Consider the following 22,811-nt stretch of genomic DNA (forward strand, 5'->3'; position numbering starts at 1 on the left):
CCTTTGACGCCGTGTTCCTCACCCGATGAATCTAGGCATGCTCGGCCGACCGGGATGTGCGTGGCGTGCACCGCTTCTCGACACTTCACGCAATGCCTGGGGGCAACCGCTCAGCGCGTGGAGCCGTGCGCGAGGCCCGGTTGGCCGCGCGGTGTGCGCCGGGGGTGATTCCGTACGTGTTGCGGAACGCGCGGCCGAACGCGGTGGCGCTGGCGAAGCCCCAGCGGGCCGCGACGGCCTCGACGGTGCGGCGGCTGGATTCGGGGCGGGCCAGCTCGGCGTGGCAGCGCGCCAGTCGGCGTCGGCGGATCGACTCGGCGACGCTCGTAGGCTGGTCACGGAAGAGCGTGTAGAGGCTGCGCAGGGACATGTTGTGCCGGTCGGCGATGGCCCCGGGGGTCAGGTCGTGGTCGTCGAGGTTGTCGTCGATGAACTGGAGGACGCGCTGGAGCATCGCCTGGGTGCGGACCTCGGCCGGTGCGCGCACGGGTGTTTCGTCCCGGGGCCGGGCCGCGAGTTGTTGTGTCAGGCATGCGGTGGCGAGGTCGAGGGCGATGGAGCCCAGGTGGAGGAGTTCGTCGGGGTCGCACCGGGGGCCGTGGCGGTGCAGGGAGTGCAGGAAGTCCGCGAGCATCCGGGCCGTCCCCCCGCCTGCTCCGGTCGGCGCGGGGCCCGGCTGGGCGAGGATGCGCTCCACCCTGTCGGGGCGCAGGGGCAGGACCGTGCGGGGGATCTCCAGGACGATCGCCTCGATGGACTCGTAGTCGCTGAAGCCGATGTTCTCCATCGGGCGCGAGGTGTCCGTCAGGACCAGGCCCCCCGCCATCCCGGACGCGTTGCGCAGCCGGTCGATGTTGAAGGCGCCCCGGGTGGCGAGGGCGAGCTGGTAGGACCCGGGATCGCGCTGCTGGGCGGAGGTTGTCGTGCGGCGCGAGCACACTCGCGAGTACGCGACCGACGACACCCTGACCGGACCGAGGTCCAGCCCGGTGTACGGGGCGCTGAGTGGTGCGGATTCCCCCTCGCCGGCCGCCATCTCGCAGAACCACCCTGTGCCGTCCACCGGCGCCTCACCGTCGGCAGGAACCGCGGACCGCCCCATGACAACCACCCCCGTACTCGCGCCACGACACCAACCACCCACAGCGATCACCGGCGGACGCGCAACCACGCTTCCCCTGGAAGCAAAAGATCGACTGTCCGCCACCAACACCCTTGCGGGGCCCGGCATTCCTGCTACGGCAGTACGACCGAGCAGGACCGGGCAGCGGTGAAGACGGACGCGGAGCGTGCCCTTGCCGACGCCGGCCGCAGCCGCGGGCACGGCCTCCCGGTTGCGGACGACGTCCCTGCGGGACAACTCGTGTTCGGGCATGCCGTTTCTTCCGCTTGCGAAACGGACCCGCGGTCCATATCTTTGAAGCGGACCCAGAGTCCGAATTCTACGACTGGAGGACACCCATGCCCGCACCGACCGCCCCGGCGGATCTGTACCGCCACAGCCTGCGCCTGCTGCTCGACAAGGACATTCCCGCGTGGGTCGCCCTGTGGGCCGAGGACGGCCTCATGGAGTTCCCCTTCGCCCCCGACGGCTGGCCCCGGCAACTGGAGGGCAAGGAGGCCATCGCCGCCTACATGCGCCACTACCCCGACCACATCGACCTGCACGACTTCGCCGACCTGCGGATCCACCAGACCACCGATCCACAGACCATCGTGGTCGAGATGCGCGGCGTCGGCCGCCTGGCGGAAAGCGACGCCCCCTTCGACATGACCTACATCGCCGTCGTGACCGTCCGGGACGGACACCTCACCTCCTACCGCGACTACTGGAACCCCCTCGCCGTCCAGCAGCCCGGCACCGACTTCACCGGAAGCGGCCGATGACCACCGCCGTCACCACTTCGGCCTCCGAGTGGCAGTGAAGGCCACCACACGCGAGGCGAACACCGATCCCTTCCCTATGCTGATGACATGATCGACGTGCCGATATCAGCGCTGGAAGTCGCGGTGGTCGAAGCGGGGACCCGTGGCGTGGAGACCCTGCGGGACACCGCCGCCTTCGCTCACAGCCTCGAACTCCTCGGGTACCACCGGATCTGGTACGCCGAGCACCACCATTCGCCCGCGATCGGCGCGTTCCCGCCCGTGGTCCTGATCGCTCACGCGGCGGCCTCGACCTCGTCGATCCGGCTCGGGTCGGGCGGAGTTCTGGCACCCAACCATGCGCCGATCATGGTGGCCGAGCAGTTCGGGACGCTGGCCGCGTTGCACGAGGACCGCATCGACCTGGGTATCGGCCGTGGCCCCGGCACCTTCGACGAGGCCACCGCGCGGGCACTGCGCCGCGGGGCCGGGCCGGCGACGGACGCCGAGTACCACGACGACGTCGCCGCGATCCTGTCGTTCCTGGTCGACGAAGTGGCACTCGGCCCGCTGCCGGAGCCTTGGCTGTTGTGCTCCAGTCCCGCGGGCGCCGCCCTCGCCGCGCGGCTCGGCCTGCCGATCGCCGTCGCCCACCACATCCGGCCCGACAACACCCTCGCGGTGCTGGAGCGCTACCGTGCCGAGTTCGCCCCGTCCCGCTGGTGCGAGCAGCCCCGCGTCGTGGTGTGCGTGGAGACGGTTTGCGCCGAGACGGAGCAGGAGGCGGCCTGGCGGGCCGGGCCCATGGACGTCGTCAAGGCCGGACTGCTCCAGGGGCGGAGCGACATCCCCTTCCCCACGCCCGCGGAAGCAGCCGCCCATCCCTTCACCGCGGAGGAGCGGCAGGCGCTTGCCGGATTCCACGCACAGCAGGCGTACGGGACACCCGAGGCCGTCGTGCGCCGCCTCGCGCAACTGGCTGCCGACACCGGAGCGGACGAACTGATGCTGACCACACCCGTCTATGACCTCGACGCCCGGGTCCGCTCCTACGACCTCATCAAGAAGTACTGCGAGGCCGCGAAAACAGCGTGAGAGGCGCGCGGGGTGGCCCGAGCCCACCGCAGCGCCACCCCGCCCTGTCGCGCGGCCGAGCTCGTACGCTCCTGACGGTCACCGCGAAGGGATGCCCCGACACCATGTCCGGCGCCTACCCGCCAAGTGCCGTCGTCGGTGGTTCCCCGGCGTCTGCGCCCCCGACCGGAGCCGAGGCGGCGCGGAACGTACGCCGGTACGCCGCCGGAGCCACCCCCGCCTCGGCCGCCAGGTGCCGCCGCAGCGAGGTGGCGGTCGCGAAGCCGACCTCGTGGGCGACCCGCTCGACCGGCAGGTCGCTGGACTCCAGCAGGTGCCGCGCCCGCCGCAGCCGCTGCTGGGTCAGCCAGCGGCCGGGGCTCAGCCCGGTCTCCTCCCGGAACCGCCGGGCGAACGTACGGGTACTCATCGCCGCGTGCGCGGCCAACTCGCCGAGCGTCAGAGGCAGTTCCAGCCTCTGCAACGCCCAGTCGCGGGTCGGCCCGGTGCCGGTTCCGCCCGGAGGTGGCAGCGGCCGTTCGATGTACTGGGCCTGCCCGCCATCCCGGTACGGCGGCACGACGCACCGACGGGCGACCTGGTTGGCCACCTCGCTGCCGTGGTCCTGGCGCACCAGATGCAGGCAGACGTCCACCCCGCTCGCCGCCCCCGCGGAGGTCAGCACGTCGCCGTGGTCGACGAAGAGCACATCGGCATCGAGCTCGACCCGGGGAAACAGCTCCTGGAAGTAGCCGGCGAGCGCCCAGTGGGTGGTGGCCCGTCGCCCCTCCAGGTGACCGCCCACGGCCAGCAGGAAGGCACCCGTGCAGATGGACACCAGCCGGGTCCCGGGGCGCACGCGCGACAGTGCGGTGAGGGCCCGCGGGTCCGGGGTCGACGAGATCGCGTACGGAGGGATGACCACGGTGTCCGCGTCGGCCAGCACCTCGGGACCGTGCCCGGGGATGACCGTCATGTCCGCGTCGGTCCGCACGGGCTGCCCGTCCACGCTCGCGGACAGCACCTCGTAGCGGCCGTCGGCGGATCCCAGGACCCGGTGCGGGATGCCGAGTTCGAAGGGGTAGACGCCGTCGAGGGCCAGGACGACGACCTTGTGGGCGCCGGGGCGCGGGTCCGGGCGCATCAGGCGATCCAGTCGGGCCGCGCGCTCGGCCAGGTCACGGGCCCGCGAGGGCGCGGCGGCCGGGGTGCTGGACCCACCGGGAACACGGCGTGCGGAAGGGGTGACGGGCATGGCAGGAATGTATCGGAGGATGACCTTCTTGCCATCGCCCCGGGTCCCGCCGTACGGCCAGGATCAAGGCATGACTTCGACGGACACCCCGGAAACCATCGCCTCCCCCACCCCTGCGACCGCCACCAAGCCTTCGCCTCCCGCCGCCGTGGTGAACGGCGCCCCCGTGATGCTCGCCCTGCACCAGAAAGCCCTCGGCGGCCCGGAGGTCCTGCGGCTGACCGAACTTCCCCGGCCCGTACCCGGACCCGGGGAGATCCTCGTCGCCGTGCACGCGGCGGGGCTCAACCCCACGGACTTCAAGCACCGCGCCCTGAGTATTTTCCTGCCGCCCCCGCCGCTCACGCTCGGCTGGGACGTCTCCGGCACCGTGGCGGCGACCGGCTTCGGCGTCACCCTCTTCAAGCCCGGCGACGAGGTGTTCGGCATGCTGCCCTACCCGTACGGGCACGGCTCCCACGCCGAATACGTGACCGGCCCCACCCGCGCCTTCGTCCGCAAGCCCGCCGGGCTCGACCACGTCCAGGCGGCGGCTCTGCCGCTGGCCGCGCTGACCGCCTGGCAGGCCCTCGTCGAGACGGCGGGTCTGACGGCCGGGCAGCGGGTGCTGATCCACGCCGCGGCCGGTGGGGTCGGCCACCTCGCCGTACAGCTCGCCAAGGAGCGCGGCGCGCACGTCACCGGGACGGCGACGGCGCCCAAACACGACTTCCTGCGTGAGCTCGGTGCGGACGCCTGCGTCGACTACCGGTCCGAGGACTTCACCGATGCCGAGGAGCGCTACGACGTCGTCCTCGACACTCTCGGCGGCGAGAACGCCACTCGTTCCGTGAGCGTGCTCCGCCCAGGAGGTGTCCTCGTCTCCCTGCTGCCGTTTGGCCAGGACACCGTGGCCGCGGCGGAGAAGGCGCAGGTCCGGGCCGTCACGCTGCTCGTCGAGCACGACCGGGCCGGGATGCGCGCCATCAGCGACCTGGTCCAGCGGGGCAGGCTCCGCGTCCACGTCTCCGACACCTTCCCCCTCGCCGAAGGCGCCCGGGCCCACGCTCTGGCGGAAACGGGGCGCACTATGGGGAAGCTGGTTCTCACTGTGCGCTGAGAGGAAATGGCTCGGGGGTTCACCCCACATCTGCATACACCCCGAGAACGCCCTGGCGCGACGCCCCGGCCATCAACCCAGCACGGTGCGGCCGACTTCGAACCGCCGCCCCCCACACCCAATACAGGTTAGGCTTACCTTAGTTACTGGACGGAAAGGCTCCACACGACACGATCAAGGAGCGGCCATGGGAAGCCTCAAAGGAAAAGTCGCCGTCGTCACCGGCAGCAGTCGGGGCATCGGGCGCGGCATCGCCGAACGTCTGGCGCGGGACGGTGCCCTGGTGGCCGTGCACTACGGCAGCAACGAGGCCGCGGCCGAGGAGACCGCCGCGGCCATCGCCGAAGACGGCGGACGCGCGTTCATCCTGGGCGCCCAACTGGGCGTACCCGGCGACCTGGACACGTTCATGACGGGGCTGGAGAGCGGACTGCGCGCCCACGGGGAGTCCCGGATCGACATCCTGGTCCACAACGCGGGGCTCAACCTCATGGGGCGGCCGATCGAGGTCCTCACCCCCGAGGAGTTCGACCGGATGATCGCGGTCAACGTCAAAGCACCGTTCTTCCTCACCCAGCGGCTGCTGCCGCGCCTGCGCGACGGCGGCCGGATCATCAACATCTCCTCCGTGTCCACCCGCGTCGCCTCCGCCCACGGCATCGCCTATCCGCTCACCAAGGGCGCCCTCGAAGTCTTCAGCCACACCCTGGCCAAATACCTCGGCCCGCGCGGCATCACCGTGAACTCCGTCCGCGTCGGCTTCACCCGCACCGACATGACCGCCGACGTACTGGCCGACCCGGCGAACATGGAGCGCAACCTCAGCCTGACCGCGCTCGGCCGGATCGGCGAAGTCCCCGACATCGCCGACGCGGTCGCCCTCCTGGCCTCCGACGACGCCCGCTGGATCACCGGCGCGGAGATTGACGTCACCGGCGGCGTGAACCTGTAGCCACCGTCCGTCGTACGCGGCCGGATCGGGTGTGCCGCGCCGCGGAGTCCGGTGGACACCTTGCCGTACGACCTTCGCGGCACCGATCCCCGTGCCCCGCGTCAGGGCGTGGGGTGACCCGCGAGCCAGTCCTGGAGTTCGCGGTGGCGGAGCTGGTAGGCCGCACCGGAAATGCGCAGCAGGCCCCCTTCGTAGGCCCAGTGGAAGAAGGAGCCCAGCCGCAAGGGCAGTCGCCCCTGGGAGCAGAGGAGGAAGACGAGGTAGCGGCGGCCTGCGCCGGCGATCAGGTACAGCCCGGCGGCCAGCCCCATCGCGAGGCCGCTCGCGAGCCAGCCCACGAGGAGAAACGCACGGCTGTCGGTGAGCCCGGCCGTCAGTCCGGTCGTGAATGCGCTCCCCAGCGCAGTGGCGAGAGCGTCGAGTCCGGCTCCGAGGGTGTGGATGCCGGCGGGGTGCCCGGTGACGGTCCCCGCGGTGAGCGTGGTTCCGTAGACGGTGCCCAGGATGATCGACACGGCGCACACGAGCGCGTACGCCAGCCCGAGCGTCGGTCCGGCCACCAGCCCCACCGTCAGATCGGCGCGGACCGGATGGCGGGGGTCGGTCAGCGGAGCATCGCCCACCGGGGTCGTGAGCCCCTTGGCCAGTCCCAGCGTGGCCGCGCCCAGCAGCCCGAGGACCAGCCCGACGGCGATGAGGCACGCCCAGCCGTCTGCCAGCCCGTTCGTCGGCCTGCCCGCCAGCACACCCACCAACGCGATCGTCAGCCCGATCGGCAGCGTGGCCACCAACGTACGCACGACCTTGAAAGCCGTCTCCTCACTGACCTCGTCGGAGTTGCGCAGCCGGTGCAGGCGGAAGGTGTGCAGGCGGTCGGGAACGGTGGGGCGGCCGGCGTTCCAGATCGCCGCCAGCCAGTACAGCGCCACCGCCGCGCCCGCCAGCAGACCTGCGGGCGAGGAGCTGTCCGCCTGCGCCAGGAGCGGGGCGGTGCAGGCGAGAGCGAGCAGAACCGCGAGCACGGCGTCGGTGATCCGGACTCGGAGGCGACCGGCCATGGGCCACAGCTGGAGCAGCACGATGTCGGTGCCCCCCGCAGGGGTGTTGGCGGCGAGGTGCGCGGCGAGGGCCGCGAGCCAGCGGTGGGTCTGGTCACCGGAGTAGCGGCCGGGGCGGGTGCGGTGCAGGCTGGCGGCGGCGGGCAGGTACAGGGCCAGCAGGTGATCACGGACCGCGGAGGGCGAGGCGAGCGTGAGCAGTTGGTCGGGGTGGCGGAGGTGGGCGAGCGTCGCCCGGTCGCGTTCCTCGTAGGCGGTGGCCGCCAGGTTGAGCCGCCAGGGCGTGCTCAGGGCACGGGCCAGAGTGCCGCCCGGGGCGGTGGTGAGGGCGTCGACGACGGTGGCCCAGCGGGCGGGGCTGGTGGTGCGCGCGGTGAGGTACGCCGTGGCCTGAGCCGGGGTGAGCGGGTCGAGTTCGATACGGGCCGCCTCGCGCATCCGCACGTCGAGCGCGGCCAGTTCGGCGTACTGCGGGGTGCGACAGGTCAGGACCAGGGGCGCGTTGCCGGTGGGATCCTGGTAGGCGCTCAGCTGCTCCAGCGCACGGGCGGCCCGGCGCCGGGCCGCGGGAGTCGTGGACGTGTCCATCTCGTCCAGGCCGTCCAGGACCGGCAACACCCGGTGGGAGTCAACCAGTTGCCGGGCGTCGGCCAGGCTGAGCCGCCCGGAGAACTGCTCGTGGACCTGCTGGGCCAGCCACTGGTGCAGCGGTCTCTCCGTGTCCCAGCTCGCCAGGGAGAGGCGGACCGGGACGGGCTCGTCCGGGGCGCGGTCCGGCCGGGTGAGCAGGCCGAGGACGAGTTCGATGGCCAGCAGCGTCTTTCCCGCGCCGGGCGCGCCCGTGATGACCAACCGGGCCGGGCGCAGCCGCTGGTAGTAGGCGACGACGTCGGTCAGACGTCCGCCGGGCCTGGCACCGGCGGCGTTGTTGGCGGGCTCCCGCCGGTGTGTGAAGGCGACGTCGATGCGGTGCGCACCGGGTCCGATCAGCTGCGCGCGCTGCCGCGTCTCGGCGGCGGCCACCGCGGCGGCCAGGACCCTGGCCTTGGCATCGACGTCGGCCGCCGCCTCCGCCCGGTCCTCACGGTAGGCGGCCCAGGCCAGGTAGGCGCCGGGGACGGTGGGTGCCAGCGCGACGGCGGTGGCTGCCATCCGGGCCACCTGGAACTGCTTGGTCAGCCACAGCGCGACCACCGCGGTCGCCGTCTGCAGGGCGACATAGACAACGGTCACCCGGCGCGTACGCGATACCCCCATGCCCGGTATCGTCCCGCTTCCCCCCCGGGCCCGGGAAGCGGTTCCGTGATTCCGGGGCTCGTCGGCCACGACTACGGGATCCACCCCGTGCTCGGCGCCGCGGACCGGCGGGCCGACCGGGTCCGGAGGATCGTGTACGTCGACGCGGGCATGCCGATGGACGGGCTGGCGGCGCTGGCCGCCGTGCCCGACCAAGCGCTGCGGGAGGAGCTGACCGGGCTCGCCGCGCAAGGCGGCCGAGCGGCCACCGGGTTGCTGCCCGCCCCGGCCTGCGCCGCCGAGTGGCAGCGGTGGGGCAGCACCGCCGGTGTCCCCGACCGGGCCCTGGAGGAGCTGACCCGGCTCGCCGCGCCGCAGCCGCTGGGCACCCTGCTCCAGCCACTGCGGCTGACGGGCGCGGTGGCGGGCGTGCCGACCAGCGCCGTGCTGTGCAGCGGCAACGGAACGGGCATCGAGCTGGTCCAGAGTCTCGTGGACATCGGCCATCCCGCCCTCCGGTCCCTCGTCGACCCGAGGGTTTCCTTCTTCGAACTGCCCACCGGGCACTGGCCGATGCTCTCCTGCCCCGCGGAACTGGCGGACACGTTGCTGGCCGCGGCGGCGGGCGAGGGCCACCGCCTGACGCCCTCCGACCCCGAACTGGTCCCACATCTGAGGGCGTTCCCGCTGGAGGTGCCGGACGTACCGCGCGAGCGGACGGGCAACCTCGACGTGTACGTTCCGGAGTCGACCGGGGGCGAGACGTTGCCCGCGGTGCTGTTCGTCCACGGCGGCCCGGTCCCCGCCGGTGCCGAGCCGACGCCACGCGACTGGCCGCTGTTCGGCGGGTACGCCCGGCTCGCGGCCGGTCAGGGGGTGGTGGGCGCGGTCCTCGACCACCGGTTGCACGACTTCGCCGACTTCCCGCTCGCGGCCCAGGACATCGCGGCGGCGGTGGAAGCACTGCGAAGCCACCCCCGGGTCGACCCGGACCGCATCGCCCTGTGGTTCTTCTCGGGCGGCGGCCTGCTCTCCGCGTCGTGGCTGGACGCTCCCCCGGCGTGGCTGCGCTGCCTGGCCTACACCTATCCGGTCCTGGCACCGCCGGCGAACTGGGGACTCGGCCGGAGGCGGTTCCGCCCGGTGGAGGCGGTACGCGGGGCGGGCGACCTGCCCATCGTGCTGACCCGGCCGGGCCGGGAGATGGCCCAGATCGCGGCGACTGTCCAGGAGTTCCTCACCGCCGCCGAGGAGTGCGGGGCCCACGTCGAGGTGGTCGAAGTCCCCCACGGCCACCACGGATTCGAGACCCGCGACCCGGGCGAGGAGTCACGCGAGGCGATCCGGCAGGCACTGCGCTCGGTCTTGGCCCACTTGGAGGCGTGACAGGAGCGGCTGCGAAACCGGAGCGGGCCTCAACTCGTCAGGCGGTGTCGGCGGCGCGCGCTGGTAGGCAGTGAGGCAGAGCCCATACCGCCCCGCACACCTGACGCACCATCCGCCCCAAGCACCCACGCGTGCGGATGGCCACCCGGCCCAAGGGATCGCAGCACCCGCCCCGGGTCCGGGGCGCGGCCCCGTACCGGAACCCGGCCCGCCGACGCGTTCCCCGATCTCCGGCGGCCGGTCATCTCCCGTTCACGTCGCGTGGGGGAAACCCTGGCTGACTGGGCCAAGTTGTCCAGCCAACTCAGCCAGACCGCCTCGACCGCGCACCCCGCCCCGGTACGCACGGCGGCGCCCGGACCCCCAACCCGTGCGCCGCCGTGCGTTCCGTGCGGGGTGCGCCGCGGCGCCACCCGAGAGGACCAGACCCCCGTGTCCCCGCTCAGAACGGCCGCGGCCCCCGCCGCCACCCTGACCCTCACCGCGCCCACCGCTCCCCGTGAGGGCGAGCGGCTCTCCTTCCGCTGGAGCACCGACGCGCCCGACCCCAAGAACTGGATCGGGATCTACGACGGCGACCGCCGCCCCGGCACCGGCTCCTCGCTGGTCTGGTCCTACGTCACCACCGCCACCGGCGACCTCACTCTCGACGGCGCCGCCCTGGGCGAAGGCGTCTACACCGCGTACCTGCTGGCCAAGGACGGCTACGGGATCCTGGCCAAGACCGCGCCGTTCACCGTGGCCGCCCGCCCGCCGGTGGTGCGCCCGTACGCCGTCACCGACGCCTTCGCCACCGGCGAGTACGCGCCCGGCGAGCGGATTTCGGTGGCGCTGGCCCCGCTGTGGATCCGCCCGGCCGGGAACCCCTCGGGCACTCCGTCCTTTCGCCGGGTGTCCGGCGACTCCTGGCTGAACGTCGGCTCCGACGGCACGGTCACCGGCACCGCGCCCGCCCACCCGGGCACGCACCCGGGCCGCGTCACGGTCGCGGTGAAGGACAGCGCGGGCGGCTCCGACACGGTCACCGTGCGGGTCCCGGTCCGCCGCGCCGGAGCCGGGCCGCGGCTGGCGGTGGCGTCGCTCAATCTGTGGGACGCGGGCGCGCACATCGACGGCGTCCAGGAGAAGGTGCTGCGGCTCGTCCTCGGCGCGCGGCTCGACGCGGTCGCCCTCCAGGAGGCCGCGGGCTTCCCGGTCGAGGCGCTCGCGCGCGCCCTGGGGTGGCACGCCTGGGCCGCCCCGGCCGGGACCGCGCTGCTCAGCCGCTTCCCGCTGGAGGACACCGCCGCCCCCGTCGCGGACACGGCCGCACTCGCCGCGACCCTGCGGCTGCCCGGTGGCCGCAAGGTGCGCGTGTGGGCCGCGCAGCTCGACGAAGCCGGGTACGGCCCGTACGCCCTGCGCGACGGGCGCTCCCCGGCCGAGGTGGAGACGGCCGAGGCGAAGAGCGTCCGCTACCGCCAGACCACCGCGCTGCTGGCGGCGATGAAGCAGGACCTGGCCAACCGGCGCACCCCCGTGGTGCTGGCGGCCGGGCTCGCCTCCCCCTCCCACCTGGACCGGGCCGCCCGCCCGCGCTGGCCGGTCACGGTGGCCCTGGCCGCCGCCGGACTGCGCGACGCGCACCACGAGGCGAACCCCCGCCAGGCGCGCGAGGCCGCCGCCACCTGGTCGCCGGTGCGCCCGGACGAGCCGCAGGACCGGATCGACCAGGTCCAGTACGCCGGGCCGCTGCGCGTCGAGTCCGCGTACACCCTGCGTACCGGCTGGCCCCGGCCGGTGCCGGACACGGCCGCCAACGGCTGGCCGTCCGACCACGCCGCCCCCGCCGTCACCTTCACCCTCCACTGAGCTCCCGAAGGACACCTGAGATGACTCCGCTGAGCCGCCGCGCCTTCGTGGGCGCGTCCGCCGCGACCGCCGCCGCCGCTGCCGTCGGGCTGCCCGAGACCGCCACCGCCGCGACCGCCGCGCGCGGCCGGGGCAGCGTCAAGGACGTGAAGCACGTGGTGATCCTGATGCAGGAGAACCGCAGCTTCGACCACTACTTCGGTACCCTCTCCGGCGTACGCGGCTTCGACGACCGCCAGGCGCTGACCCTTCCCGGCGGCGACTCCGTCTTCCGCCAGCCGAGCCCGGGGCGCGCCGACGGGTTCGTGCTGCCGTTCCGGATGGACACCACCAAGTACAACGCGCAGAACGCGGGCGGGCTGCCGCACGACTGGGGCACCGGCCACACCGCCATCAACGGCGGCGCGATGAACAAGTGGGTCGCCGCCAAGGGCGAGCGCACCATGGGCTACTTCACCCGCGAGGACATCCCCTACCAGTACGCCCTCGCCGACGCCTTCACCCTCTGCGACGGCTACTTCTGCTCGCAGGCCGGGCCCACCGACCCCAACCGGCTCTATCTGTGGTCGGGCACCTGCGGCCCCGGCAAGGACGGCACCACCGGCCCCTGGACGGACAACACCCCCGTCACCGACAACCCGGTCGCGGACTGGACGACGTACGCCGAGCGCCTGGAGAAGGCCGGGGTGAGCTGGCGGGTCTACCACAACCCCAGCAAGGACGACCGGACCGGCGACTACGACGACAACGCGCTGTCGTACTTCAAGCAGTTCCACGCCTTCCCCAAGGACGACCCCCGGTACGTCAACGCGATGACGAAGTTCGATCTCACCGCGTTCGACCAGCACTGCAAGGACGGCACCCTGCCGACCGTGTCGTGGCTGGTCGCCCCGTACCTGTTCTGCGAGCACCCGGCCGCGAGCCCCGACTACGGCGCGCACTGGGTCGACACCGCCCTCCAGTCGCTCTTCGCCAACCCCGAGGTGTGGGAGCACACGGTCTTCCTGCTGATGTACGACGAGAACGACGGCTACTTCGACCATGTGCCGCCGCCGTTCCCGGAGCCCGGCACTCCCGAGGAGTTCGCCGGGGGCCGCCCCATCGGGCTCGGCAACCGGGTCCCGCTGTGGGCCATATCGCCCTGGTCGCGGGGTGGCTGGGTCAACTCCCAGGTCTTCGACCACACCTCGGTGCTGCGCTTCCTGGAGGTGGTCACCGGGGTGCGCGAGCCCAACATCTCGCAGTGGCGCCGGGACGTCTGCGGCGATCTGACCAGCTGCTTCGACTTCAAGAACCCGGACTACTCGATACCGGTGCTGCCGGACACCACGGCCCTGATGGCGAAAGCGGACGCGGGCAACGCACTGCCCGCGGTGAAGCTGCCCGCCTCCGGCGCCCAGTCCATGGCCGTGCAGGAACCGGGCAGCCGTCCCCGGCGCCCGCTGCCCTACCGCCCCTGGGCGGACGTACGGGTGGACCGCACTTCGGGCCGCGTGACCTGCACGCTCGCCAACCACGGCCGCGAGACGTTCCACTTCCTCGTGCTGCCGAACGTCCTGAAGCCCTTCACCGGCACCCCGTTCACGGTGGCGCCCGGGGCGAGCGCGACGTACGTGTGGGAGACCTCGGAGACCGACGGGCGGTACGACTTCGTCGTGCACGGCGCCGACGGGTTCCTGCGCCGCTTCTCGGGCACGGTCGTCCGCACCGGCCGCGAGGCGGGTGCGGCGGTGCCGTCGGCGACGGCGGTGCTGCGCGGCTCACGCCCCGAGCGGGCCACGGTGGAGCTGCGGTTCACCAACGCCGGTGACACGGCGACCGCGTTCACGGTCACGGCCGACGACGACGTACGCGGCGCGCGGACCGTGTGGGTGGGTCCGCACGGACACGGCTCGCTCAACTGCCGCGTGAAGGACGGCCGTTACGACCTGACGGTGTCGTCGGACGCGGGAACCAGGTTCGTCCAGCGGTACGCGGGCACGGTCCACGCGGGCTGAGCACCGGCGCGGACGGGGCACGCCGGGCAGACCTCCACAGTCGCAGTGACTGTGGTTGGTCCGGCGTGCCCGACGCCTGCTCGGCGGCCGACGCCGAGCCGGACGACGGGGGCGGCCCCCGAGAAGTACGTCACCGGGTCGGGCCTCAGCACACTGCCCGTCCCTCCCGCCCCCTCACGACACAACGGCGTCTGCCGGGACCTCGAAGATGATCGTCAGTCCGTCGCGCTCGTTCCCCTGCTCGCCCACCCGCGTGAAGCCGAAGCCGTTGATGCAGGCCAGGGAGGCGGCGTTGTCGGATGCGATTCTGGCGCGCACCGTCCGGACACCGGGCTCACCCGCCGCCCTGACGAGCAGCTCCTTCAGCATCGCGCGGGCATACCCTCGGCGGCGGTACCGGGGGACGACGCTGTAGCCGACCTCGATCATGCCGTTCTCGTCCGGCGGTCCGTGGAAGCCCGCGTCGCCCACGACCGTCCCGTCCGGCACCGACACCACTGCCCGCGTGATCCAGCGGGCGGCGGAGGGGTCCTTGGCTACCTGGTCGGCGCGGTAGCCGAAGATCCAGCGGGCTCGCTCGCCGACGAAGTGCGCGTCGAGGGCGACCCCGGCTTCGGCGCTGCCACCAGCCAGGTCACCGTCGGCGAGCGCCCGCAGTGCCTTGGCGCTGAGCTCCACGAAGCGGACATGCTTGGCAGCGGAGAGTGGTTCGTTTTCCATCGCGCCGATAGTCACCCCGCTCCGGAGGGTTGTCCACCGGTTTTCGCCAGGGACGAAGTCGGGCCATTTATCTGACCGGAACCCTGCCTCTCAATAGTCATCCGGCACATTGACCTCACAGTGCCGTCGCGATTGCATGCTTGTGGCCGCCCGGTGGGGAGCCGGGCAGAAGGGCCGTGTCCGTCTTAGGGGGAAGAATGAGGGGAACCACGAATCGGCGCGCCATCAGACGCGCATGGACCGTCTTACCTGCCGCGCTGGTGGCCTGTGCGGTCACGACGACGCTGCCGGGAGCCGCTTCGGCCGGGCCCATGACCATGGCGGGCGTCGCGAGCGCCGCCTCGGGGTCGGTCGAGCGGGTCAGCGTCGCCAGCGACGGCACCCAGGGCGACGGCGACTCCGCCGGTGCCACGATCACGAACGACGGCCGACGCGTCGCTTTCTCGTCGCTGGCGAAGAACCTCGCACCCGCCACTCCGGCCACGGGGGAAAGGGTGCTCGTCCGCGACCGGCCGACGACTCAGACCACACTGATGAGCACCAACACCACGCCCATCCAGCGCCCGGTGATCAGCGGGGACGGCCAGTACGTCGCCATGTACGGGCTGTTGTTCCGGGACACCAAGGTCTTCCTGTCCCAGGTGAGCTCGGGTAGGACGATCGGCATCAACTGCCCGGGCCTCAGCTGCAGCCAGCCGTCGCTGAGCACGGACGGCCGCTACATCGCCCAGGCCGGCACCTTCAACCGACCGCCGTCCCGGCAGCGGATCGAAGTACAGGACTGGCAGGCCAACACCAGCAAGACCGTCGCCGACTTCGCCCACACCGCCGCGGCCCGGCCGTCCGTGAGCGGCGACGGCCGCTTCGTCGCCTACCAGGACGGCCAGGCGGCGGACGTCTTCGTGTGGGACAGGACCGACAACACTTCCACCGGCCCGATCGAGGGCCCGGCCAAGGCGGCGACGCTCGTCCAGCTCAGCAAGGACGGCAGCAAGGTCGTCTACCTCTCGGGCTCCGACACCTACGTTCACGACGAGCCCTCGGGCACCGACCAGCTGGTGCCGAACGTACAAGGTGTGGCCATCGACCCCACCGGCCGCTATCTGCTGTACGCACCGAACGACACCGGCGGACCGTCGCTCGTGCTCCGCGATCTGGTGACGGGCGCCGACGAGACCGTCTCGGACCAGCCGGCCTCGGCCGGAACCGACGCGGTCAGCACCGGTGGGCACGACGTCGTCTTCTCCTCCACGGCCGACGACCTCGTACCCGGGGACACCAACGGCAAGTCGGACGTCTTCGTCCGCCACTTCGACTGATCGCGCCGCAGCGGCGTCACTGCCCGCGCTGCCGGGGCATGTGACGGATCAGACCGGCGTACGGAAGGTTCGAAGGGTGGGTGCCCAAGCTCGGGCACCCACCCGGCGCCGTCCTCGGACCCCGCCCCATTACGCTGCTCACGTGAACGCGACAGATGGCGTACAGGCTCTTCCCGACTGGCGGGTCCTCCTCGTCGGGGGCGCCTCGGGGATGGGGAAGACCGGTGTCAGCCGGGAGCTGGCGCGGCGCTACGGCGTCCCCGTCGTGGAGGTCGACGACATCGTGGAAGCCCTCCTCGCCGTGACCCGGCCCGAACACCTGCCGGACGTCCACTACTGGCAGACCCACCCCCACGCCGCCGACCAGGCACCCGAGTGGGTCGTCGAGCGCCAGATCGCCATCGCCCGCGCGCTGGCGCCCGCGGTGGGGGCCGTCGTCGCCAACCACGTGTCCACCGCCACCCCGGTGATCCTGGAGGGCGACTACCTCCTGCCCTTGCCGGTGACGCCCGACGGTCTGGTCCGTGCGGTCTTCGTCCACGAGGACGACGAGGCACAGGTGACGGACAACTACCTGCGCCGCGAGCCGGAGGCCGGGCCACAGCGCCTGCGCGCACGCGGCAGTGTCCTGTACGGCCGATGGCTCGCCGGGCAGGCCCGGGCGGCCGGCGTCCCGGTCCTCGCTCCGCGTCCGTGGCCGAGCCTGGCCGACCGGGCCGCCGAGGCCGCGGCGGGCGCGGACCCTCATCTCCCCAGGGTGTGACCGAGGCCCGCCCCGGCTCAGCCAGGACAGCCGGTCAGTCCATGGAGAAGCGCCTCGCCGCGGGCTGTGTGGGCAGGCCGGTGGGTCGGCCTCGGGATTCGTCGGAGTCGCTGTCGGATTCGAGCATCATCCGCCCGGGGGTGTGCTGCTCGGGCGGACGGGAGGGATCGTTGGCGGTCAGGCCCGGCGATTCGTCGCCCCTGACCCACTCCCCGCCGGAGTCCGAGTTCGATGCGTTGGCGGCCTCCTGCGCCATGCGTTCACGTTCGGACCTGGTGGGGCTCGGGTCGCCCGCGTAGGCGTCCTCGACCCGCTCGCCCGCCCTTGGCTTGCCCTTCTTCTCGTTGCTCCGCTTGATGAAGTCCTGGAGGAGGTTGGGGTTCTCCAGCAGCGGGAGTTCGAGGCCGGGGGCGCTCTTGCCGGTCGCGGCCTTGAAGGCGCCGCGGGCGAAGGAGACGCAGTTGTAGCGGAGGAGGCTGTACTTCTCCTTCTCGTGCTGATCCACGTACTCCTTGAACTTGAGGACCTGCTCCTGTGTCAGCTCCGTCTCGAACGCGGAGGTGGCCCCGTCGGGCAGGTCCCAGTTCCTCTTCACCACGCCGGGCACGGTGCTCAGCGCCTCACGGCGCCCGTCCAGGGGGCTGGACGGGAAGAAGCCGTAGGACTTGTACGAGGTGGAGCCGCCGGCCTTGGTGTAGAGCACGACCCAGGCGTGGCCGATGTCGTTGCCGTCCCAGTACTCGGCTTCGGTCATCTTGCGCTGCTTCTTGACCTGGATCTGGAGCCGGTAGCTGACGGCGTCCGACGGGCCGGCCTCCGCGGTGTCGGCCCCGGCGCGCTGGACGGTCGACGGGGAGAGCGCACCGGAGGGGGACGCGGAACGGCGGCCGGCGAGGGCCTTCGCCAGTGCGCCATTGCCGATGGTGTTCTGGAGTGCGTGCATCCCGGGCGCGGACGGACGGGTAACGGAGTGGGACAGGTCGTGGGCGGTCATGGCCAGGGCCGTTTCCGGCGCACGCGAGGATGAGGCGTCGCGCAGCACGGTGTGGTGCGTATGGGGTGTGCTGTCGGGTTTGCGTTCACGCTCGGGCATGCCTGCTCCTGGTACTGAGGCCGTTGACGTCTGCCTGCAGCCAATCCACCTGGAAATCCGCTGCCCGTCGAGGGGCGCAAGGGCAGGACCAGGGGCAAATGTGACGGTAGCGGGCTCCGGCCCGCTCCTCCCGTGCAGGCCGGCCGCAGCTCTCGCAGCGGCCCCGATGCGGTCGCCCCGCGCGCCGGAGCGGCGGGGCGACCGCTGCGGCGGAGGTTCCGTCAGGCGGCCGGGGTGACATCGGCGCGCCCTGTCAGCGTCCCGGTCGCGACCCAACAGGCGGGCAGGCGCGAGACCGTGCGTCCATGCCCGATACGGGGGTCGGCGCCGCTGTAGACCTCGGCGGCCCAGCCGTGGCCTGCCAGCCACGGCCGCAGGTCGTCCCGGGCGGACAGCCAGCGGGCGCCCTGCGAGGCGAGCCGGTCCCGCGAGGGTCTGCCCTCCTCCCCCAGCATCGCCGTCTCCAGTTGTTCCAGCATGATCCGGCTGCCCGGCGCGGACAGTGCGGAGAGCTCGGCGAGCAGGGCATCGCCCACTTCGTCGGAGAGGTACATCAGCAGTCCCTCCACCAGCCAGGCAGTCGGCCGGGCGGGGTCGAAGCCCGCCTCGCGCAGTGCGCGGGACCAGTCGGCGGTCAGGTCCCCGGCGACTCCACGGCGTTCGCAGGCGGGCGCCAGCCCCGAGTGGGCGATCAGCGCGTCCTTGAAGGCCGTCATGTCCGGCAGGTCGAGCTCGTACCACCGTGTTCCCGGCGGGCAGTCCAACCGGACGGTCCGTCCGTCCACTCCGGCGGCCAGCGTGACGACTTGGCGGATGCCGGAACCCATCGCGCTTCGCAGCTCGTCGTCGAAGAACCGGGTGCGTACCGCGAAGTACGCGGGGTATTCACGCGTACTGCTGCTCGCCCGGGTGACCATTTGCGACACTTCGGTGAAGGACCGGTCTTCGGCGATGACTCTCAACACCACGTCGGCAAAAGGGTCTTGGAACAGGGCGTCGGGTCTCTGGCTCTCCATCTGCCGCATCCAGGCAACGACCAGCGCGGTCTGTCCGACGCCTTCGGGGATCTTCAGATCGTCGATCATCGAAATTCTCCTGAGTGAGGGGGATGGGGACAGTGGGTGGAATTCCTACTTCCGTCCCGGGGCCGCGACGAATTCCCGGCGCACAAGTGCCCCGGGCGCGCTCATCAGTCGCAACCTCCGCAAGGAGCGAGGAACTCACAGGCCGACGCGATTATCAGGGGTTGACGCCCACGTGATCGCGAACTCCCCCGGTAATCGCGGACTTTCTGTCACGTCGGACGTCGAACCGGCCCGCCCAAAACGCGCGACACGACCACATCACCCCACACTGTCCGCCTGCCACCACCGCGCCACGACGTGAACGCATACGTATGACGTACAGCCAATTGCCCCTTTCCGGACCTCAGCGCGTTTCTTGGCCCGGTCCGACCGGAGCATTCCGCTCCGTGCCCCCGCCGCGGGCCGAACCGGGGGATATCCCCACCCGGTTTGGACAGGTCAGCCGGATGGGCTCAACCCGCCCGCTCAACCAGCCTTGTCCCATGACGACATACCGCACCCGAGGCATCGCCCTCGCCCTCTCCCTCGCCGCCGCGTCCACGGCGTTGACCGCCACGGCCAGTGCTCTCCCGTCGGCCGGAGCACGGCCCGCCGGGGCGGCGGCTGTGCCCACTCTCGACTGGAAGCCCTGCACCACCGAGGGGGCCGCCGAGGGGCAGGAGTGCGCCTCCCTTCCCGTACCGCTGGACTACGCCCGGCCGAACGGCCCGAGCATCACGGTCGGCGTTTCCCGGCTGCGCAGCGACCACCCGGACCGGCGGCGCGGCACGCTCGTGGTGATTCCCGGCGGTCCGGGCGGCTCCGGGATCCAGCAGCTGGGGGCGGCGGGGCCGGTGCTGCACCAGCAGTTGGGCGGCACGTATGACCTGATCAGCCTCGACCCGCGCGGCGTGGGTGCCAGCACCACGGCGAGCTGCGGGCTGTCCCGGGACGACCGCATGATGGTCAACCTCCGCTCGTGGCCCGGCCCCGGCGGTGACATCAGCGAGAACACCACCACGTCCCGGCGCGTCGCCGAGGCGTGCGAGCGCAACGGCGGCCCGGTGCTGCGCAGCTTCACCAGCGCCAACGAGGCCCGTGACATCGACCGCTTCCGCCAGGCGCTCGGCGAGCGCAGACTCTCCGCGTACAGCGTCTCGTACGGGACCTACGTCGCCGCGGTGTACGCGCAGCTGTTCCCGCAGCACACCGACCGCTGGGTGCTCGACAGCAGCGGCGACCCCGACCCCAGCCGCGTCGAGCGCGGCTGGCTGGCCAACATGGCACCGGCGGCCGACATCCGTTTCCCGGACTTCGCCGCCTGGGCCTCGGACCCGGCCCGGCAGGCCGAGGGGCTGCGGCTGGCCCGGCGCGCCTCCGACGTGCGACCGCTGGTCCTCGCGCTGGCGGCGGAGCTGGACGCGAAGCCGAAGAAGACGACCACCGACCGTGTCCCGCTCACCGGCAACCAGCTGCGCCAGGCACTGCAGATGGCCCTCTACTCGGACGCCTCGTTCCCGATGCTGGCGCGGCTCGTCCAGCAAGCGCGGGACCCGCGGGCGACCCCCGTCCTGCCTCCGCCGCTCGCCGCGCCGATGAGCGACGAGGACGCCGCCGCCACCGTCGCGGTCATCTGCAACGACGTGGCCTGGCCCAAGTCCGTCGACGGGTACCGGCGGGCCGTCGCGGCGGACCGGGTGGCGCACCCGCTCACGGCGGGCGGCCCCGTCAGCATCGTGCCCTGCGCCTTCTTCAAGGACCGGCCCGCCGAGAAGCCGGTGCGGATCACCGGCCGGGGCCCCTCCAACATCTTGATGATCCAGGGGCTCCGGGACCCTTCGACGCCGTACTTCGGCGCGCTGAAGATGCGTGCCGCACTCGGCGACCGGGCCCGGCTGGTCACCGTCAACCGCGGCGGCCACGGAATGTACCTGGACAACGGGAACGCGTGCGGCGACCGTGCGGTCACCACGTTCCTCGCCACCGGTGAGCGTCCGGCGCGGGACGCGTACTGCGCGAGCTGAGACCTCGGCCCCCATCTGGCCGCGACGCATTGGGCGTTGACCGCAGGAACCCACCCCGGTCCGCCGCCATGCCGCAAAGAGGGGCGGCCCACTCGCCGGGCCGCCCCTCCGTCGTGCCCGCTCGCGGATATTCGGTGTTCCGAACGCCCGGTCAGGGCGCAGCATGGAGCGCATGACTCTGCCCACTCCCGTCCTGCACACCGCTCGCCTGCGACTGCGGCCCTTCACCGACGCCGACGCGGACTCCCTCTTCGCGCTGCACAGCAGCAGCCACGCGATGCGGTACTGGGACTCCGCACCGTGGCGGGAACGGGCTCGCAGCGAGCGATTCCTCACGATGTGCGCGAAGCTGGCGGAGGACGGCACGGGGGCGCGGGTGGCCATCGACCGTGCTTCCGACGGGGCGTTCGTGGGCTGGTGCAGTCTGACCGGGTGGAACCCGGACTACCGCAGCGCGTCGTTGGGCTACATCCTCAACGACACGATGTGGGGCCACGGCTATGCGACGGAAGCCGTCCACGCGGTGCTGGCGTGGGGATTCGACACGCTGGACCTCAACCGGGTGCAGGCGGAGGTCGATACGCGCAACACGGCGTCCGGCCGGGTGCTGGAGAAGATCGGATTCGTGCGCGAGGGGACCTTGCGGGAAGAGTGCGTGGTGAACGGCGAGGTGTCCGACACATGGGTGTTCGGGCTGCTGCGGCGGGAGATGAGGCCGTCGACCACAGCGGCCTGTGTCCACTGAAGCGCGGCATCGAGCCCGGCGCGCGCCGGCTCCCCGCCCCTCACGGCAGCGGCTGTGGCGGGCGGGGACCCGTGTAGTGGGCGCTGGGGCGCATCCGCAGGGGCTGCTCCTCGTACTCCTCCAGGGCGTGGGCGATCCAGCCCGCGGTGCGGGCCACCGCGAACACCGTCTCGCCCGCCTCGGCGGGCATTCCGCACGCCACGCTGAACACGGCGAGCGCGAGATCGACGTTGGCGTGCAGCTCGGTGTGCCGGGCCGTCGTGGTGACCACGTCCCGGGCGGCGGCGAGTGCTTCCTCGGCCTGCGGGAGGTGCGCGAGCAGGTCGAACAGGGCGCGGGCCCGCGGGTCCTCGCCCTGGTAGAGGCGGTGGCCCAGGCCGGGTACCCGGCGGCCGGAGCGCAGATGCGCGGCGACCACGGGGGCCGCGCTGCCGCGTTCCAGGACCTCGGCGAGCATCTGGTGGGCGAGCCCGCTGGCCGCGCCGTGCAGGGGTCCGTCGACCGCGCCGAGCCCCGCCGAGACGACTGCGTACGGATGGGCGCGCGCCGAGGCCGCGACGCGGGCCGCGAGGGTGGACGCGGCCAGATCATGGTCGATCAACAGGGCAAGCGCCGTGTCCAGTAGGTTGATTGACGCCTCGTCGGGGAGGTGCGGCGTGAGGCGGTGCCACAGCTGCCAGGCGAGCCGCTCGGCGCCGCGATGTCGTCTGCCCGCCCAGGGCAGCGCCCCGACCAGGGTCGGGATCAGCATCCGGGCGCAGCCGAGCACGGCGGCGGGCTCCAGGTCGAAGCGGAGCGGGTCGGCGGCCGAGACGGCGACCGCGGCGACCCGCAGCCGGTCCATGGTGCCGCTGTGGGCGGGGAGCGCGTTGACCGCGAGCCGTGCCGCGTCGAGGAACTGCTGGGGCGCGGTGAACCGGGCGCCGCGCGGCAGGGTGCCGGTCCACAGCCATTCCGCGACCTCTTCGAAGCCGTGGGCCCCGGCGAGTTGGACCGCGTCGACCCCGCGGAAGTAGTAGCGGTCGTTGTCGATGAAGGTCAGTCGCGTACGGAAGGCGAGTTCGCCGGGACGTACGGCGGGTTCGCGGCGGGCGCTGCGCCGGGCCAGCGCGTCGACCTCCTTGGCGTCGAAGGTCGATCCCCGTCCGCCGGGTGCCCGCTCGCTGCTCAGCTGGCCGCGGCTGACATAGGCGTAGACCGTCTCGGGCTTCACGCCGAGCCGCTCGGCCGCCTCGCGGGTGGTGAGTCGCGACTGATCCGTCATGGGGTCACCGTATCCAAGATCGATCAATGTTGATTGAATCAATAT

The 22,811-nt window shown here is 72.2% G+C and carries 19 protein-coding genes; 11 read left to right on the forward strand and 8 right to left on the reverse strand.

The window, feature by feature from the left end:
• Positions 1–85: 85 nt before the first annotated feature.
• Positions 86–1,063, reverse strand: a complete 978-nt coding sequence (locus AB5J87_RS01040) for a helix-turn-helix domain-containing protein (protein ID WP_369372815.1) — start codon at positions 1,061–1,063, stop codon at positions 86–88.
• Between the two features lie 398 nt (positions 1,064–1,461).
• Between AB5J87_RS01040 and AB5J87_RS01045 the strand changes: the two genes are divergently transcribed.
• A complete protein-coding gene (locus tag AB5J87_RS01045) occupies positions 1,462–1,887 on the forward strand; it encodes a nuclear transport factor 2 family protein (protein WP_369372817.1) in 426 nt (141 codons plus the stop codon).
• A gap of 87 nt (positions 1,888–1,974) precedes the next feature.
• Positions 1,975–2,961, forward strand: a complete 987-nt coding sequence (locus tag AB5J87_RS01050; RefSeq protein WP_369372819.1) for an MsnO8 family LLM class oxidoreductase — start codon at positions 1,975–1,977, stop codon at positions 2,959–2,961.
• A 115-nt stretch (positions 2,962–3,076) separates the two neighbouring features.
• Here the strand turns inward: AB5J87_RS01050 and AB5J87_RS01055 are convergent, their stop codons facing one another.
• Complete coding sequence (locus tag AB5J87_RS01055; RefSeq protein ID WP_369372822.1) at positions 3,077–4,195, reverse strand: GlxA family transcriptional regulator; 1,119 nt, start codon at positions 4,193–4,195, stop codon at positions 3,077–3,079.
• 70 nt (positions 4,196–4,265) lie between these two features.
• Here AB5J87_RS01055 and AB5J87_RS01060 point away from each other — a divergent pair, with 70 nt between their 5' ends.
• A complete protein-coding gene (locus AB5J87_RS01060; RefSeq protein ID WP_369372824.1) occupies positions 4,266–5,294 on the forward strand; it encodes an NADP-dependent oxidoreductase in 1,029 nt (342 codons plus the stop codon).
• A gap of 187 nt (positions 5,295–5,481) precedes the next feature.
• The gene (locus AB5J87_RS01065) at positions 5,482–6,246 is read left to right on the forward strand and encodes an SDR family NAD(P)-dependent oxidoreductase (protein ID WP_369372826.1); all 765 of its coding nucleotides are present in this window, start codon (positions 5,482–5,484) and stop codon (positions 6,244–6,246) included.
• Positions 6,247–6,347: 101 nt separating this feature from the next.
• On the opposite strand, the gene AB5J87_RS01070 is transcribed toward AB5J87_RS01065, so the two are convergent.
• Entirely contained in the window at positions 6,348–8,561 is a 2,214-nt protein-coding gene (locus AB5J87_RS01070) for an NACHT domain-containing NTPase (RefSeq protein WP_369372828.1), read from the reverse strand.
• 45 nt (positions 8,562–8,606) lie between these two features.
• Between AB5J87_RS01070 and AB5J87_RS01075 the strand changes: the two genes are divergently transcribed.
• From AB5J87_RS01075 to AB5J87_RS01085, 3 genes are all read left to right on the forward strand, one after another.
• Positions 8,607–9,926 carry an alpha/beta hydrolase gene (locus AB5J87_RS01075; protein ID WP_369372830.1) on the forward strand — a complete coding sequence of 440 codons (1,320 nt, stop codon included), beginning with the start codon at positions 8,607–8,609 and terminating at the stop codon, positions 9,924–9,926.
• 432 nt (positions 9,927–10,358) lie between these two features.
• Positions 10,359–11,777 (forward strand): hypothetical protein, encoded by a 1,419-nt coding sequence (locus AB5J87_RS01080; protein ID WP_369372832.1) that lies wholly within the window; start codon positions 10,359–10,361, stop codon positions 11,775–11,777.
• Between the two features lie 20 nt (positions 11,778–11,797).
• On the forward strand, positions 11,798–13,774 hold the full coding sequence (locus tag AB5J87_RS01085) for a phosphocholine-specific phospholipase C (protein WP_369372834.1): 1,977 nt from the start codon (positions 11,798–11,800) through the stop codon (positions 13,772–13,774).
• A gap of 174 nt (positions 13,775–13,948) precedes the next feature.
• On the opposite strand, the gene AB5J87_RS01090 is transcribed toward AB5J87_RS01085, so the two are convergent.
• Together AB5J87_RS01090 and AB5J87_RS01095 are read right to left on the reverse strand one after the other, a co-directional pair.
• Positions 13,949–14,494: a GNAT family N-acetyltransferase gene (locus AB5J87_RS01090; RefSeq protein WP_369372836.1), complete on the reverse strand. Its 546-nt coding sequence runs from the start codon at positions 14,492–14,494 to the stop codon at positions 13,949–13,951.
• Between the two features lie 115 nt (positions 14,495–14,609).
• Entirely contained in the window at positions 14,610–14,978 is a 369-nt protein-coding gene (locus AB5J87_RS01095; protein ID WP_369372838.1) for a hypothetical protein, read from the reverse strand.
• A 49-nt stretch (positions 14,979–15,027) separates the two neighbouring features.
• Between AB5J87_RS01095 and AB5J87_RS01100 the strand changes: the two genes are divergently transcribed.
• Positions 15,028–15,813 carry a hypothetical protein gene (locus tag AB5J87_RS01100; RefSeq protein WP_369372840.1) on the forward strand — a complete coding sequence of 262 codons (786 nt, stop codon included), beginning with the start codon at positions 15,028–15,030 and terminating at the stop codon, positions 15,811–15,813.
• Between the two features lie 142 nt (positions 15,814–15,955).
• On the forward strand, positions 15,956–16,576 hold the full coding sequence (locus tag AB5J87_RS01105) for a hypothetical protein (protein ID WP_369372842.1): 621 nt from the start codon (positions 15,956–15,958) through the stop codon (positions 16,574–16,576).
• A gap of 34 nt (positions 16,577–16,610) precedes the next feature.
• On the opposite strand, the gene AB5J87_RS01110 is transcribed toward AB5J87_RS01105, so the two are convergent.
• Entirely contained in the window at positions 16,611–17,669 is a 1,059-nt protein-coding gene (locus tag AB5J87_RS01110; protein WP_369372844.1) for a hypothetical protein, read from the reverse strand.
• Positions 17,670–17,890: 221 nt separating this feature from the next.
• On the reverse strand, positions 17,891–18,754 hold the full coding sequence (locus tag AB5J87_RS01115; RefSeq protein WP_369372846.1) for an SAM-dependent methyltransferase: 864 nt from the start codon (positions 18,752–18,754) through the stop codon (positions 17,891–17,893).
• A gap of 482 nt (positions 18,755–19,236) precedes the next feature.
• On the opposite strand from AB5J87_RS01115, the gene AB5J87_RS01120 reads away from it, so the two are divergent.
• Together AB5J87_RS01120 and AB5J87_RS01125 are read left to right on the forward strand one after the other, a co-directional pair.
• Positions 19,237–20,757, forward strand: coding sequence for an alpha/beta hydrolase (locus tag AB5J87_RS01120; RefSeq protein ID WP_369372848.1), 1,521 nt, complete (start codon positions 19,237–19,239; stop codon positions 20,755–20,757).
• Positions 20,758–20,929: 172 nt separating this feature from the next.
• Positions 20,930–21,502, forward strand: a complete 573-nt coding sequence (locus AB5J87_RS01125) for a GNAT family N-acetyltransferase (protein WP_369372850.1) — start codon at positions 20,930–20,932, stop codon at positions 21,500–21,502.
• Between the two features lie 40 nt (positions 21,503–21,542).
• Here AB5J87_RS01125 and AB5J87_RS01130 read toward each other — a convergent pair whose 3' ends face one another.
• Entirely contained in the window at positions 21,543–22,766 is a 1,224-nt protein-coding gene (locus AB5J87_RS01130; protein ID WP_369372852.1) for a citrate/2-methylcitrate synthase, read from the reverse strand.
• Between the last annotated feature and the right edge of the window lie 45 nt (positions 22,767–22,811).

Origin of the sequence: Streptomyces sp. cg36 (assembly GCF_041080675.1) — a bacterium.
Classification (GTDB): Bacteria; Actinomycetota; Actinomycetes; order Streptomycetales; family Streptomycetaceae; genus Streptomyces.

Excerpts from the sequence above, each read along its gene's own strand:
- AB5J87_RS01045 (WP_369372817.1), top strand. The coding sequence starts at position 1,462 with ATGCCCGCACCGACCGCCCCGGCGGATCTGTACCGCCACAGCCTGCGC.
- AB5J87_RS01050 (WP_369372819.1), top strand. The coding sequence starts at position 1,975 with ATGATCGACGTGCCGATATCAGCGCTGGAAGTCGCGGTGGTCGAAGCG.
- AB5J87_RS01055 (WP_369372822.1), bottom strand. The coding sequence starts at position 4,195 with ATGCCCGTCACCCCTTCCGCACGCCGTGTTCCCGGTGGGTCCAGCACC.
- AB5J87_RS01060 (WP_369372824.1), top strand. The coding sequence starts at position 4,266 with ATGACTTCGACGGACACCCCGGAAACCATCGCCTCCCCCACCCCTGCG.
- AB5J87_RS01065 (WP_369372826.1), top strand. The coding sequence starts at position 5,482 with ATGGGAAGCCTCAAAGGAAAAGTCGCCGTCGTCACCGGCAGCAGTCGG.
- AB5J87_RS01070 (WP_369372828.1), bottom strand. The coding sequence starts at position 8,561 with ATGGGGGTATCGCGTACGCGCCGGGTGACCGTTGTCTATGTCGCCCTG.
- AB5J87_RS01085 (WP_369372834.1), top strand. The coding sequence starts at position 11,798 with ATGACTCCGCTGAGCCGCCGCGCCTTCGTGGGCGCGTCCGCCGCGACC.
- AB5J87_RS01090 (WP_369372836.1), bottom strand. The coding sequence starts at position 14,494 with ATGGAAAACGAACCACTCTCCGCTGCCAAGCATGTCCGCTTCGTGGAG.
- AB5J87_RS01100 (WP_369372840.1), top strand. The coding sequence starts at position 15,028 with ATGAGCACCAACACCACGCCCATCCAGCGCCCGGTGATCAGCGGGGAC.
- AB5J87_RS01110 (WP_369372844.1), bottom strand. The coding sequence starts at position 17,669 with ATGCCCGAGCGTGAACGCAAACCCGACAGCACACCCCATACGCACCAC.
- AB5J87_RS01115 (WP_369372846.1), bottom strand. The coding sequence starts at position 18,754 with ATGATCGACGATCTGAAGATCCCCGAAGGCGTCGGACAGACCGCGCTG.
- AB5J87_RS01120 (WP_369372848.1), top strand. The coding sequence starts at position 19,237 with ATGACGACATACCGCACCCGAGGCATCGCCCTCGCCCTCTCCCTCGCC.
- AB5J87_RS01125 (WP_369372850.1), top strand. The coding sequence starts at position 20,930 with ATGACTCTGCCCACTCCCGTCCTGCACACCGCTCGCCTGCGACTGCGG.
- AB5J87_RS01130 (WP_369372852.1), bottom strand. The coding sequence starts at position 22,766 with ATGACGGATCAGTCGCGACTCACCACCCGCGAGGCGGCCGAGCGGCTC.